This is a genomic window from Enterococcus sp. AZ050, assembly GCF_051715085.1.
GTDB classification, from domain to species: domain Bacteria; phylum Bacillota; class Bacilli; order Lactobacillales; family Enterococcaceae; genus Enterococcus; species Enterococcus faecalis.
Genome location: NZ_JBIOTC010000001.1, coordinates 1,898,019 through 1,911,203 on the forward strand (window position 1 = coordinate 1,898,019; position 13,185 = coordinate 1,911,203).

The 13,185-nt window shown below is 37.0% G+C and carries 14 protein-coding genes; 11 read left to right on the forward strand and 3 right to left on the reverse strand.

The features are described from left to right. Nucleotides 1-58: 58 nt before the first annotated feature. Nucleotides 59-820 carry a formate/nitrite transporter family protein gene (locus IGJ04_RS09125; protein ID WP_002389593.1) on the forward strand — a complete coding sequence of 254 codons (762 nt, stop codon included), beginning with the start codon at nt 59-61 and terminating at the stop codon, nt 818-820. Nucleotides 821-973: 153 nt separating this feature from the next. Continuing rightward, nucleotides 974-1,759, forward strand: coding sequence for a hypothetical protein (locus IGJ04_RS09130; RefSeq protein WP_173962076.1), 786 nt, complete (start codon nt 974-976; stop codon nt 1,757-1,759). A 58-nt stretch (nt 1,760-1,817) separates the two neighbouring features. Here the strand turns inward: IGJ04_RS09130 and IGJ04_RS09135 are convergent, their stop codons facing one another. Continuing rightward, nucleotides 1,818-2,438, reverse strand: a complete 621-nt coding sequence (locus IGJ04_RS09135; RefSeq protein WP_002383467.1) for a helix-turn-helix transcriptional regulator — start codon at nt 2,436-2,438, stop codon at nt 1,818-1,820. A 316-nt stretch (nt 2,439-2,754) separates the two neighbouring features. Here IGJ04_RS09135 and IGJ04_RS09140 point away from each other — a divergent pair, with 316 nt between their 5' ends. From IGJ04_RS09140 to serS, 4 genes are read left to right on the forward strand one after another with little or no spacing between them, the layout of a single operon-like run. Next, nucleotides 2,755-3,861 (forward strand): PTS sugar transporter subunit IIC, encoded by a 1,107-nt coding sequence (locus IGJ04_RS09140; RefSeq protein ID WP_438840138.1) that lies wholly within the window; start codon nt 2,755-2,757, stop codon nt 3,859-3,861. Next, nucleotides 3,848-4,543: an L-serine ammonia-lyase, iron-sulfur-dependent subunit beta gene (gene sdaAB / locus IGJ04_RS09145; protein ID WP_002392236.1), complete on the forward strand. Its 696-nt coding sequence runs from the start codon at nt 3,848-3,850 to the stop codon at nt 4,541-4,543. Before IGJ04_RS09140 ends, sdaAB begins: the two co-directional genes overlap by 14 nt. Nucleotides 4,544-4,557: 14 nt before the next feature. Beyond that, on the forward strand, nt 4,558-5,451 hold the full coding sequence (gene sdaAA / locus IGJ04_RS09150; RefSeq protein WP_002356122.1) for an L-serine ammonia-lyase, iron-sulfur-dependent, subunit alpha: 894 nt from the start codon (nt 4,558-4,560) through the stop codon (nt 5,449-5,451). A gap of 26 nt (nt 5,452-5,477) precedes the next feature. Next, on the forward strand, nt 5,478-6,749 hold the full coding sequence (serS, locus tag IGJ04_RS09155; protein WP_438840139.1) for a serine--tRNA ligase: 1,272 nt from the start codon (nt 5,478-5,480) through the stop codon (nt 6,747-6,749). A gap of 36 nt (nt 6,750-6,785) precedes the next feature. Here the strand turns inward: serS and IGJ04_RS09160 are convergent, their stop codons facing one another. Further along, nucleotides 6,786-7,700 (reverse strand): alpha/beta hydrolase, encoded by a 915-nt coding sequence (locus tag IGJ04_RS09160; protein ID WP_010707953.1) that lies wholly within the window; start codon nt 7,698-7,700, stop codon nt 6,786-6,788. A gap of 225 nt (nt 7,701-7,925) precedes the next feature. On the opposite strand from IGJ04_RS09160, the gene IGJ04_RS09165 reads away from it, so the two are divergent. From IGJ04_RS09165 to IGJ04_RS09175, 3 genes are all read left to right on the forward strand, one after another. After that, nucleotides 7,926-8,567: a hypothetical protein gene (locus IGJ04_RS09165; protein WP_010707954.1), complete on the forward strand. Its 642-nt coding sequence runs from the start codon at nt 7,926-7,928 to the stop codon at nt 8,565-8,567. 137 nt (nt 8,568-8,704) lie between these two features. Further along, entirely contained in the window at nt 8,705-9,214 is a 510-nt protein-coding gene (locus IGJ04_RS09170; RefSeq protein WP_010707955.1) for an RNA polymerase sigma factor, read from the forward strand. Nucleotide 9,215: 1 nt separating this feature from the next. After that, nucleotides 9,216-10,292 carry a hypothetical protein gene (locus IGJ04_RS09175; RefSeq protein ID WP_010707956.1) on the forward strand — a complete coding sequence of 359 codons (1,077 nt, stop codon included), beginning with the start codon at nt 9,216-9,218 and terminating at the stop codon, nt 10,290-10,292. Between the two features lie 156 nt (nt 10,293-10,448). Here IGJ04_RS09175 and IGJ04_RS09180 read toward each other — a convergent pair whose 3' ends face one another. Then, nucleotides 10,449-10,928 carry an arginine repressor gene (locus IGJ04_RS09180; RefSeq protein WP_002356125.1) on the reverse strand — a complete coding sequence of 160 codons (480 nt, stop codon included), beginning with the start codon at nt 10,926-10,928 and terminating at the stop codon, nt 10,449-10,451. A 219-nt stretch (nt 10,929-11,147) separates the two neighbouring features. On the opposite strand from IGJ04_RS09180, the gene IGJ04_RS09185 reads away from it, so the two are divergent. Further along, the gene (locus tag IGJ04_RS09185; RefSeq protein WP_016630584.1) at nt 11,148-11,660 is read left to right on the forward strand and encodes an arginine repressor; all 513 of its coding nucleotides are present in this window, start codon (nt 11,148-11,150) and stop codon (nt 11,658-11,660) included. Between the two features lie 296 nt (nt 11,661-11,956). After that, complete coding sequence (gene arcA, locus IGJ04_RS09190; RefSeq protein ID WP_002356129.1) at nt 11,957-13,183, forward strand: arginine deiminase; 1,227 nt, start codon at nt 11,957-11,959, stop codon at nt 13,181-13,183. The last annotated feature ends 2 nt before the right edge of the window (nt 13,184-13,185 follow it).

The window sequence follows — 13,185 nt, forward strand, 5'->3', positions numbered from 1 at the left end:
AATTTCTGTGATATAAGGGTAAAGTAAAGGAGGACAAAAAACAAAGGAAGTGAAATGTTTGTATACACCAGATGAAATTTTAAGTATCAGTATTGAAAATGGTCAGAAAAAAATTCAAAAGCCTTTGGTAGCAAAACTCATTTTAGGATTTATCGGCGGTGCCATGATTTCCCTCGGCTATTTGGCTTATGTGCGTGTTTCCGCCTCTATTCCAGCAGATTTAGCCAGTGTTCAAGCTTTAGTGGGAGCTGCGGTTTTCCCAATTGGTCTAATTGTTATTTTAATGGCTGGTGGTGAGTTAATCACAGGAAATATGATGGCGGTGAGTACGGCTTGGTTTGCTAAAAAGGTCTCTTTCAGAGAATTGCTCGTGAACTGGGTCACAATTACATTGGCAAATATGGTTGGCGCCCTATTTGTTGCCTATTTTTTTGGCCATTATTTAGGTTTAACCAGTAGCGGCGCCTATTTAAATCAGGTTCTTTCTCTTGCAGAACATAAAGTTGCAGCAACTTGGCTTCAAGCAATTATTTCAGGTATTGGCTGTAACTGGTTCGTAGGTCTGGCCTTATGGCTTTGTTATGGTGCGAAAGATGCAGCGGGGAAACTATTAGGCATCTGGTTTCCAGTAATGATTTTTGTTGCAATTGGCTTTCAGCATAGTGTGGCGAATGCATTCATCATTCCAGCCGCAATTTTTGAAGGCGGCGTTCAGTGGGGAGACTTTTTCCGTAATTTTATTTTTGTTTATTTAGGTAATATCATTGGTGGTGCCATTTTTGTTTCTGGCTTTTACTATTTAAGCTATCGCAAACATTAAATCCAATTAGCAGATAAAAACCTATACAAAGGCTAAATGCCTTTGTGCAGGTTTTTTTTTAAAACAAAAAGGAAAACGGTTGAAAAATTATTGCTAGATTTTTAAAACAATGTTACATTAATGTTACAAAAAGATTTCTGGAGGTAACGAAAAATGAAAAAAATTGCTTTGTTCAGTATGTTAACGTTCAGTGTATTGTCTTTAAGTTTAGTAGGATGTGGAAACAAAAAAACAGCAAGCACAAATGATTCTAAGCCAAAGCAAGAAACAAAGAAAGCCACGCAGAAATCCTCTAGCCAACAAGAAATGAAAAGTAGTCATTCGTCTGTCACGGGTCAAAATTCTAATGTGACAGGGGAAAATCCGTCAGAAAATGCCACGCAGCCTTCTGCAGGAACTGATGAAACGAATGAAGTCCCTCAAAACCAAGCACCTGATACAAACATTACAATTACCAATGTTGTTTTCAATCCTGAAAGAAATGAAATTAATGGTACTACATTACCTAATGCAACCATTACAGCAACGGTAGTCGGTGATGCTTCTGCACAAGCAGGTGTTTTTTATGCGGATGCCAATGGCAATTTTACAGTAATTAGTCCCAGAGCGGGAGCGACTACTCAATTAATCGCAACCGTTGATCAACGGAATAGTGCACCTGTCCAAATTGATATTCCAAGTTCAGGACAAGAAGCAGCGCTTTCTTTTAGCAATATTACGATTGATCCGAAACAAGGGACAATTTCTGGTAAAACAGCACCGAATGCAACTATTTTAGTGTCACGTGCAGATGATGCGCGGGTGATTTTAGCAAGTTTTACTGCGGATGCCCAAGGGAATTTCACAGCCAGTAATTTAGTTCCTGGCACAAAAAATCGCTTAGATGTTACGTTAAATGGAGAAATAGGGACACCTTACTTGTTTGATTTACCAAATTAAAATAGAAGAGAAGTGATTAAAGCCACCAACGCTAGTTAGCGTTGGTGGCTTTGATGGTTTAAGCTTCTTCTTTTTTATGATTGCGGATATGTAAATAGATGGTATTTTTTGAAATACCTAATCGATCGGCAATCTTTATGACAGAATCTTTGAGATTAAAAATTCCTTGATCATATAAACGAATAACAATTTCTTTATTTTGATTCAAATGTGATACATTTGGATCGCTTTCTACTGCTTGTTTTACTTTTGTCAGTGAAGTAGTGATTAATTCGTCAATATTGTCAGAAAAATGTTCAGAATTTTTAAGCTCTTGGGACATATCATTTTGTTGTCCTGAAGGTAATAAGTCTTGCAAGTAATCAATTAATGGCATTTCTAAATGCATATTGATACAGATCAATCCAATAATACGATCATTTTCACCGATAACTGGAATGGTGGAAGATTTTAAAATAACCCCTTTTTGATTTTTATTGTAGTAGGGTTTCACAGCGTAATCATGTTCCGACTCTACTTGACTTAACATTTTTAACGCCATATCAGTAATGGGGGCACCTTCCTTGCGGTTACTGAAATGGCCATTGATGACTTTGATAGCTGAACTTTCCAAATTTTCTAAACTATGAAGAATGACTTCATGGGTACTACCAAAGAAGTTCCCTAATCCATCAAGCATTAAGGCATGTGAATGTAAGATTTGTTTATCTACTTCACTTAAACGTAAATATGACTCCAAGTGATATCCTCCCCTACACTGAAATTAATTTTAGTGTAATACTTTTTTAATGGAAAAGCAATAAGATTCTTTACGTTAAAAAAATACATTGACTAAACTTTTGTTTAGTCGTATACTCTGAATGTGGAATGAAATTTTTATTACTCATTGTACTTTAGTTCATCGGAATGCTCGCTCATTCTTTCACTTGTTGAGCAATAAAAATTTTATTCAGGAGTACCATCCGTTATAAAAAAATATAGTTGGAGGCAAAAAAATGAAAACGTTATCAGGAATCTTGATGTTAGTCTTAGTTTTATGTGGCATGTCCCTATTCTCTTTTAAAGCACCGCGAGGGAAAAAATCTTTAAGTGCTTTGTCTGGTGCAGCTTGTGCCACCTTTCTACCAGAGGCATTTTTGCGGTATGCAGTAGGCGGCGTTTTTCATTTAGATTATGTGTCGCAAATTGGTGAAACTATGGGTAGTCTAGGTGGTTTAGCAGCTGGAGCTCTTGTGCCTCTGGCTTTCGGGATTAGTCCAGTTTTTTCAATTATTTTAGGTCTGTCATTGATTAAAGTCAGCTTGTTACCAGCCTTTATTACCGCGTATCTTTTATCTTTTGTTGTTGAGCAGATGCAAAAACGTATTCCAGAAGGGATTGACTTATTAGTCGTTATTTTAGTCATTCCAGTCGCAGCCTCGTTAGTTGCTGGTTTTATTCAACCCGTTGTATTAGGTGTCCTAGAAGTTATTGGGGGCACGATTTTAAGTGCAGTAGATGGCAATCCATATGTGATGGGCGCAATTTTAGGTGCTATTATCCCGATTGTTGGTATGACACCGTTAAGTTCAATGGTTTTAACTGCCTTGATTGGTTTGACTGGTGTACCAATGGCTGTCGGTGCGTTGACTTGTTACGGCAGTTCCATTGTCAATGCGGCGCTATTTAAAAAGTTAAAACTAGGTACAGCTTCAACCCCATTAGCTGTGACAATTGAGCCATTAACACAAGTCGATATCATCAGCTCAAATCCAATACCTATTTATGCAACGAATTTATTTTCAGGAATGGTTAGTGGTATTGTAGTGACTTTCTTTGGCTTAAAAGTACCTGTGACAGGAATGGCAACGCCGTGGGCTGGTTTACTTGTGACATTAGGTAACAATGCCATTCAAACGACTTTACTAGCAGTAGCGATTATCACAGTGGTCAGTCTGATGTTTGGATTTTTAGGTGCGCTGGTCTTTAAACGTTACAGAATTGAAGCGGTGGATAATACACCAGAATTTGAAGGAACGACGGAAGTAACCAGTGAAAAAGAAAAAGAAGCAGTAAAAACCAAAGGAGGAGTTACGTATGAACACAGCTATGGCCATCAATAAACCTAAAAAAGTGAACAAAGTAATGAACTACAAAAGTTGTTTTGACATTATCGGTCCTATTATGATTGGTCCTTCTAGTTCGCATACAGCTGGGGCCTTAGCAATTGGCTTAGCGGCAAGAAAGTTATTCGGCGGAACGCCAGAAAAAATTGTGATTAAATATTATGAATCTTTTGCAGACACGCATAAAGGACATGGGACTGATTTTGCAATTATTGGCGGAATTCTTGGACTAGCAGCAGATGATGCCAACGTAACACAATCCATTGAACTTGCGGAAGAACAAGGAATTGAGATTCAATTTTTAGAAATGAGTGAAGAAAGTCCAGTGAAGCATGCTAATACAGCATGTGTGACACTCAGTGATGCAACGCACGAAATCCATTTAACAGGAATTTCTGTAGGTGGCGGCACTATCGAGGTGAAATACATTGAATTAGACGGTTTCAATGTCCAACTACATGGTCCTTTACCTATTTTGTTAGTCATTAATCAAGAAGAGCAGGCGATGCAAGCTTTTAAAGATACGTTACAAAAAAATAATATTCAAGTGAATGCGGTGTCTCGTTATGTGGAAGGGGATCAAATTTTATTCATCTTTGACTTAGATTCGGCACCAATTTCCTCGGTGAAAGAACAACTGTTTTCACTAGATGACACATCGAAAATAATCTTATTATGATAGGAGTTTGACATATGTACCTTTCGATTGAAGAATTTATCGATAAAGCTGAAAAAACAGGAAAAAAAATCTCTGATTTGATGATTGAGCAAGAAATGGAGCGTAGCCAAAAAAGCTATGAAGAAATTTGGACACAGATGGGTCAAAATTTGGATGTTATGGATGCTGCTGTCAAACGCTCGCAAGAAGGAGCAGGCGTTTTTTCTCCTACTGGGTTAACGGGCGGTGATGCGGCACGTTTAAAAAAATACCGCGCAGCTGGCAAAACGTTATCAGGTGATTTAATGATGTCTGCAGTTCAAGCCGCACTAGGTACTAATGAAGTCAATGCAGCAATGGGCGTTGTTTGCGCAACGCCAACCGCTGGTGCAAGTGGCACCTTACCAGGGGTTTTAACAGCGATTAAAAATACCTTGAATTTAACGCGTGATCAACAAATTCGTTTCTTATTTACCAGTTCTTTATTTGGAATGGTCACAGCCAACAATGCGATGATTGCTGGTGCTGTTGGTGGATGTCAAGCCGAAGTAGGCAGTGCTTCAGCGATGGCCGCCGCTGCAGCTGTTGAAGCGGCTGGCGGAACACCACGCCAATCTTCTGAAGCTTTTGCTATGGCTTTAGGGAATTTATTAGGTTTAGTTTGTGACCCAGTGGCTGGGTTAGTCGAAATTCCTTGTGTCAAACGAAATACAGTAGGTGCAGGCAATGCGTTAATCGCTGCAGATATGGCTTTAGCTGGAATTGTAAATAAAATACCAGCAGATGAAGTGGTGGAAGCCATGAATAAAGTCGGCCGTCAATTACCACGAGAATTGAGAGAAACGGGTTTAGGTGGCTTAGCTGGCACAGCGACTGGCCAACGAATGAAGAATGAAATTTTTGAAAAAGTAAAATTCACCATTGTTTAAAATTTAATCATGAAGAGGGAAATAAGATGCTGGATATGAAAAAAATTCGCCAAAATGTAGAAGTGGTACAGAAAAAGTTAAAAACACGTGGTGTGGACGAGGAAGTTTTATTACGCTTTTTGGCTTTAGATGAAGAACGGAGAGCGTTACTTGTTAAAGTTGAAGAATTGAAAAAACACCGTAATCAGGTATCAGGAGAAATTGCACAATTAAAGCGTGCACAAAAAGATGCTTCACAACAGTTGCTAAATATGCAAGAAGTTAGCGAGCAAATTAAAGTTTTAGACCAAGAAGTTGTTCATTTGCAAGAACAATGCACAGCAATTGCAGAACGTCTGCCTAACTTACCTCATGAGAGTGTGCCTGTTGGCGCAGACGAAGCCGCCAACGTAGAAGTTCGGCGGTGGAGTACGCCGAAAACTTTTTCATTTGAACCGAAACCACATTGGGAAATCGGTGAAGCCTTAGGAATTTTAGATTTTGAAAGAGGCGCGAAAGTATCTGGTAGCCGTTTTCTTTATTACAAAGGCTTAGGGGCTCGTTTAGAACGAGCGGTCTATAATTTTATGTTAGATCAACATGTTAATGAACATGGTTATACCGAAGTGATTCCTCCTTATTTGGTCAATAGCAAAGCAATGTTTGGCACCGGTCAGTTTCCTAAGTTCAAAGAAGATGTCTTCCAAGTTGCAGAAAGTGATTTGACGCTGATCCCCACAGCGGAAGTCCCGTTAACTAACTACTATAATAATGAAATTTTAGAGGCGCAAGAGTTACCGATTTATTTTACTGCTTTAAGTCCTTCTTTTCGCTCGGAAGCGGGTAGCGCAGGCCGTGATACCCGAGGATTAATTCGTTTACACCAGTTCCATAAAGTAGAAATGGTTAAATTTAGTGATGCAGAACACTCCTATGAAGAATTAGAAAAAATGACCAACAATGCTGGAGACATTTTAGAAAAATTGGGTCTCCCTTATCGAGTGATTACTCTTTCGACAGGTGACATGGGCTTCTCGGCAGCGAAAACCTATGATTTAGAAGTTTGGATTCCGGCACAGAAAACGTATCGAGAAATTAGTTCTTGTTCAAACTGTGAAGACTTCCAAGCACGTCGGGCGTTGATTCGTTATCGTGATAAAACGGGTCAAGTTCAATATGCCCATACTCTTAATGGGTCAGGACTTGCTGTTGGTCGAACAGTGGCTGCCATTTTGGAAAATTATCAAAATGAAGATGGCACCGTAACGATTACAGAAGTTCTACGTCCTTATATGGGTGGTTTAACGAAAATAGATTAAAAAAGAAGGTTGATGTCACAACATCAACCTTCTTTTTTAATTCGTTAAATCCGTTAACCAATGCCCAATTTCTTGAAAAACTGTTGCTTTTTCCGTTTCTAATAAAATTTCATGACGCAATGTGGGAAATAGTCGTAACGTCACGTGCTGAAAACCTGCATGCTTTAATTGCTTTTGAATTTTCGCTGGCCCCTTGCTGAAATCACCAACTGGGTCTTCAGCGCCACTAATGATTAAAATAGGCAATTCTTTTGGGATCGCTTGGTACCAATTCCTTTGATTGGCTCGTTTAACAAGCGAAAAAAGGGTAGCAAAACCATTATTGGTAAATACGAAGCCCATTAATGGGTCATTTTCATAGTCAGCCACATTGGCTTGATTTTTAGAAAGCCAATTAAAGGAACTTGCTTCAGGAAATTTTTTGCTAAAAGAACCAAATGCCAGCTTATCAATGAACGGAGCTGGTTTTTTCGGCTGTTTCTCGGCCATTTTTTTAATAAAAGGCAATGCTGCGGTTAAAGGTAACGGACTTGTTCCAGTGCCCATGAAAATGACTCCTTGCATAGTCACAGGATAGTCTTGCAGATAGTTGCGCAAGGCGAAAGACCCCATGCTGTGACCCATCATAAAATAGGGCAATTGTGGATAGCGATTCACAGCCCATTGTTTCACTTGATGAATATCTGTAACGACATTTTCAGGCCCTTGTTCTCCAAAAAAACCATAGATCGGTGCGCTTGGTTGTACAGATTCGCCATGACCTAGATGATCATGCCCAATTACGGCAAACCCTAATTGATTTAAAAAAAGAGCAAATTCATCATAACGTTGGATATGCTCTGCCATGCCGTGAATCAATTGAACTACGGCTTTGGGTGAAGGACAGGGCCAATGACGTACATTGAGCTGAGTTTGTTGATCGTTTGAAGTGAGTATGAATTGTTCAGTCATAAGAAACCCTTTCTTTCAATTTATTTAAACATTTAACAAAATTTATTTTTTCAGTTATTAATTTTGATTATAGTTGATTTTTACAAGATTCACAACCTTGCGTGTTTTTTTATTATAAAATAAATTGTTATATTATAAAAATATTAATTTTTAGTGTGTACAAGATAAAAAACACGGTGTATAATTAGGTCTAAAAGAAAGCGTTTTTTTAAAAGGAGGATTTAAATGAAAAAAAGAGCAATTGTATTTTTACTATTTGGGACTTTTGTTGGTTGGTTAGTTAGGGAAGAGACTGTAAGTGCTGCGACTTTTGAGAGTATGAAAGAGCATGTAGAAGCAGGTGAAGGTAGTATCTATAATCCTATATCAAATGAAGTGATGGGGCAAGAACGGTCTTTAGAATACATTGAGTTCATTGAAGAAGCAACTGAAGAATCTGTTAATCAAGAAGTACTTGAAGAGGTTCAAATAAAGGCTTTTAATGAAACTAAGTCTACTAATCCAGAAACGATGGAAGCACTAGAAGTTCCCAAAGTATCTAATCTTGTCCGAGGAATGTCTCCTCCCCACAATAAGAGACCGATTTATTTAGATAACTTTCCTACACCGTATCAGTCTTCTCCATTTTCTGGAAGTGGTTGGAGATTTAGTGGACAAAGATTTTCGTTTCATAACGTACGAAGAAATCCTTATTTTGGTGTAAGAGCTTATCGTGATACATTTACATTTTTTGATGGAATGTATAACAGATTTGTGCCTATTAGTAATAATTTTGTTTATTATTCATCAAGTTTTCGCGGTAGTCCTTTAATTGGTTATTTTGCTACTTGGAATCCAATTAATGGCAGCCGTTACTTTATTTACTAAATAATCTTAATTAGAAAAAAAGACGGTCTAGACTGTCTTTTTTTCTCTAATTAAAGTTTTATCAAAAAGTCATTCAAAGTATGAAACCTTTTTCCAAAAATAGATGTCTAATAAGTAAAGGAGGGGTTGAAGATTAAATGAGAGAGTCAGCTCATGTTCGCTTAGTTAAGAAAGCGAAAAAAGGCGATGCCCAAGCATTTATTCAGTTATGTGAGATGTATCAGGTTGTAACGTATAATTCTGCATATAAATTACTGAAAAATAACCAAGATGTTATTGATTGTTTACAAGAAACGGAAATACGTGCGTGGAAACAAATTAGAAAGTTGCGCAAGGAAGAGACATTTAATAGTTGGTTGTTTAGAATCATGATTAATTGCGCAAAGGATATCTTAAAAAAACGAATTGAAACAATTCAGTTAGAGGAAAGTTATTGGGTCACTGAAAAACAGACTATTGATACAATTGAGTTGAAAGAAGTATTCACAGAATTGCCTGATAGATATAAAATCCCATTGATTTTACACTATTATTCGGGGTTCAACATTCGTGAAATAGCCCAACAGCTAGATATGTCGGAAAATACGGTAAAAACAAGATTAGCACGTGGTCGTCAGCGTCTAAAAATTCTATTGGAAGGAGAATAATATGGACCAGAAGAATTTAACTACTATCTGTGAAGAGCAGGAGATTCCAGAAGAAGTAGAACAAGCTTTGAAGAGCAATAGAGCAAAGATTTTAAAGCATGAAATTAAACAAGAACGAATCGTTTCAAGTCTACAAAAAGGATGGTTTATAGTGCTGACAGCGATAGCATCACTTACGTTATTTTTAAGTTTTAATCCACAAATGAATTTAGCTATTAAACAAGCATTCGGGATTAATGAAGATCCTGGTGTTAATGTAGCAGAAGAAAATCAGTTAGCCGCTGATTTACATTTAGTTAGTACATCCAATGATTTAGAAATTACACTAACTAAATTTGTCACGACAAAAACAAAGCTGGCTTTTGATTATCAATTTAAAATTACTGATGATAAATTGAAAAAATTATTGGAAAAAAATATTCAAGCCAAGGATAATCATCAGTTTATTGAACTTAGTTTGTATGCAAATGGTAGTGATGAAGATATTTATGGTGGGGTGTTCACAGAATCTACTTTTCGAGTTGAGGGAGAAATGTTTTATGGTTCAGTTATCTCAGTATTTACAAAAGATGTTATCCCTGAGGATGCAGAATTAACTTTGAAAATTAAACGATTTGATTGGCAAGATAAAGATGAATTTAATACGGCGATGGCCAATGCACCAGCGGAAGGTCTTGAAGCTTCTTTTACTGTAGATAATGCATTGGAATATGAAGGGGATTGGTCGTTTAACCTTACCTCTAAGCCGCTAACGGAAACAGCATCTCCGACTATTAGTAAAGTGACAAATGTTAAGGATGTTCAAGCAATCAGTGATGCTTTGCAAACCGATGTAACATTCACAGCACCATTAAGGGCAAACAGTCGACCAGCTGTGACCGTTTATAAAGATAGTGTAAAACAAGAGCAATTGATTGAATTAGAATCATATGACCCATTGACTGGAGAAATTAATTTTAGGTTTAGTTTGAGTGCTTTGGATAAATCAGGAGCCATTTACAAAATTCAGTTGAATGAAATTAACGCCTATGGAGAACCTTTATCTGAAATCGGGTCATTTGAATTACGTAATACCTAAGCGTAGTAAAGAAAGTGAGGACATAGTCAGAATGACTACGGCCTCACTTTTTAAAAATTAAGATAAGTGGCTAAATACTTTTGTTTTAGTTTTTTATTTATCTTTAATAAAAATAGCAATGATGTCAAAAAATAGTCGATTTTACTAAGTGATGAATTATGGGTGGTACAAATACTGCTGGAAATAGTTGTTAACTTCAAGGGCATCTTCTTTATTTTTTGAAAGAATTAAGATAGTATCATCCCCAGCGATGCAGCCCAAGATATGAGGGTTGTGGATACGTATGCGATCAATTAAAACCCCAATGGCTTGCCCGTTGCCAGGTAAGACGGTTAAAAGATTTGTGAACTCTATTTGTGTTAAAGAAACACCAGTTTCAATAATAATGTCAACAAGACGTTCTTCATCTGTTTTATATTTTGGACGAAGGGCAGAATTATTCAAGATACGATAATAGGCTTCTCCTTGACCATTGTCTACTTTGTTTAAATTCAGCTCACGAATGTCACGAGAAATAGTTGCTTGTGTGGTGTGAATATTTTCTTTTTCCAATAATGCTAGTAATTCACTTTGTGTATGGATTTCATTTTCTGTGACCAATCGCTTAATCATCGTTTGGCGTTTTAATCGGTTCATTACTTTCCTCCAGTTCAGTTAATCATGCAAAAAAAACATCATTGCTGTTATTTAAAACGGTGCCAGTAATTCCCTAAAATCACTGTACAACGTTTTACTAAATTGTGCAAGTCTCACTTTTTTAAATGCGAAATATCCGACAAAGTCAATGAGAACCTTTTAGCTAAACGACCCTTTTTCTATTCTAATTAGAGAGATTCTGCTAGTATTGCTTTGTAAATGTCTGGAGGAAGGGTGTTATTTGTGAATAAGCAAACACGCCAAAGTTTGATTAAAGAAATCATTCAAACAACTGTAATTCATAGTCAAAATGAGTTGTTAAGAGAATTAAAAAAGCGCGAGATAAATGTCGCACAAGCAACGATTTCACGGGATTTATGGGAATTAAAAGTCGTCAAAGCCTTGGATGAGTCTGGCGAGATACGGTTAATGATTTTTGAACAATTCACTTCTTTAGAAGAACGAAAAAAAGAACAGTTGATACAAGCAATTCGTGAGGTAGTGACCAAAGTTGAACGTGTCGCCTTTTTACTAGTAGTTCATACATTACCAGACAACGCAACATTGTTTTCAGCTGTACTTGATGAAGTGTCTTTGTGTGAAAAGAAATGTTCTGTCGCTGGCTTCGACACTGTTATTATTGTTTCATCATCCGAGGAAAAAGCACAAGAACTAGAGCAGTATTTTCAACAATTTATTCAGCCAACACCTTTGTCAAAAAGTAACGCATAAAAGGAAGGGAGCCAGAAGTCGTTTTGACTTCTGGCTCCCTTCCTTTTACCTCTATAAGATTATAACTTTATGAAGTGCATGGAGAAATATTTTTTTTTGAATAAATGCATTTTTTTTTATTTAATTATGCATTATTTTTTTAGAATATCTATGAAAGCGCATTCTTTTAGGCTAGAAATATGCATAAGAAAGAATACCGTTGTATATTTGGTATTTTGTTTGGCAAATGGCTCACGTCCTAGGTTAATCAGGTCTGTTATTCTGTGTTTGTAATTAAGTTGAGGAGGTTATTTCACATGAGTCATCCAATTAATGTATTTTCTGAAATCGGGAAATTGAAAACAGTGATGTTACATCGTCCAGGTAAGGAATTAGAAAATTTAATGCCAGATTATCTGGAGAGACTGTTGTTTGATGATATTCCGTTTTTAGAAAAAGCACAAGCAGAACATGATGCATTTGCAGAGTTGTTACGATCAAAAGATATCGAAGTGGTCTATTTAGAGGACTTAGCTGCTGAAGCGTTGATTAATGAAGAGGTCCGCCGACAATTTATTGACCAATTCTTAGAAGAAGCCAATATTCGCAGTGAATCAGCAAAAGAAAAAGTTAGAGAGTTAATGTTAGAAATTGACGACAACGAAGAACTGATTCAAAAAGCGATTGCAGGCATTCAAAAACAAGAATTACCTAAATATGAGCAAGAATTTTTAACAGATATGGTTGAAGCGGATTATCCATTCATTATTGATCCAATGCCTAACTTATACTTCACGCGTGATAACTTTGCGACAATGGGGCACGGGATTTCTTTAAATCATATGTATTCAGTAACTCGACAACGGGAAACCATTTTTGGGCAATACATTTTTGATTATCATCCTCGTTTTGCTGGAAAAGAGGTTCCTAGAGTCTATGATCGTTCAGAATCAACCAGAATTGAAGGTGGCGATGAATTAATTCTTTCAAAAGAAGTAGTGGCCATTGGGATTTCTCAAAGAACGGATGCCGCGTCAATTGAAAAAATTGCGAGAAATATTTTTGAACAAAAATTAGGATTCAAAAATATCTTGGCTTTTGATATCGGTGAACACCGTAAATTCATGCATTTAGATACCGTTTTTACCATGATTGACTATGATAAATTTACGATTCATCCAGAAATCGAAGGCGGCTTGGTTGTTTACTCGATCACTGAAAAAGCAGATGGAGACATCCAAATTACAAAAGAAAAAGATACATTAGATAACATTTTATGCAAATACTTGCATTTAGACAATGTTCAACTAATCCGTTGCGGCGCTGGAAATTTAACAGCAGCAGCCCGTGAACAATGGAACGACGGTTCAAATACATTAGCAATTGCCCCTGGGGAAGTTGTTGTTTACGATCGGAATACGATTACGAATAAAGCGCTAGAAGAAGCAGGCGTGAAATTGAATTACATTCCAGGAAGTGAACTAGTACGTGGCCGTGGTGGCCCTCGTTGTATGAGTATGCCACTTTACCGTGAAGATCTTTAAAA

Coding starts and splice junctions, on each gene's coding strand:
- IGJ04_RS09130 (WP_173962076.1), top strand. CDS start 974: ATGAAAAAAATTGCTTTGTTCAGTATGTTAACGTTCAGTGTATTGTCT.
- IGJ04_RS09135 (WP_002383467.1), bottom strand. CDS start 2,438: ATGCTTGATGGATTAGGGAACTTCTTTGGTAGTACCCATGAAGTCATT.
- IGJ04_RS09140 (WP_438840138.1), top strand. CDS start 2,755: ATGAAAACGTTATCAGGAATCTTGATGTTAGTCTTAGTTTTATGTGGC.
- sdaAB (WP_002392236.1), top strand. CDS start 3,848: ATGGCCATCAATAAACCTAAAAAAGTGAACAAAGTAATGAACTACAAA.
- sdaAA (WP_002356122.1), top strand. CDS start 4,558: ATGTACCTTTCGATTGAAGAATTTATCGATAAAGCTGAAAAAACAGGA.
- serS (WP_438840139.1), top strand. CDS start 5,478: ATGCTGGATATGAAAAAAATTCGCCAAAATGTAGAAGTGGTACAGAAA.
- IGJ04_RS09160 (WP_010707953.1), bottom strand. CDS start 7,700: ATGACTGAACAATTCATACTCACTTCAAACGATCAACAAACTCAGCTC.
- IGJ04_RS09165 (WP_010707954.1), top strand. CDS start 7,926: ATGAAAAAAAGAGCAATTGTATTTTTACTATTTGGGACTTTTGTTGGT.
- IGJ04_RS09170 (WP_010707955.1), top strand. CDS start 8,705: ATGAGAGAGTCAGCTCATGTTCGCTTAGTTAAGAAAGCGAAAAAAGGC.
- IGJ04_RS09175 (WP_010707956.1), top strand. CDS start 9,216: ATGGACCAGAAGAATTTAACTACTATCTGTGAAGAGCAGGAGATTCCA.
- IGJ04_RS09180 (WP_002356125.1), bottom strand. CDS start 10,928: ATGAACCGATTAAAACGCCAAACGATGATTAAGCGATTGGTCACAGAA.
- IGJ04_RS09185 (WP_016630584.1), top strand. CDS start 11,148: ATGTCTGGAGGAAGGGTGTTATTTGTGAATAAGCAAACACGCCAAAGT.
- arcA (WP_002356129.1), top strand. CDS start 11,957: ATGAGTCATCCAATTAATGTATTTTCTGAAATCGGGAAATTGAAAACA.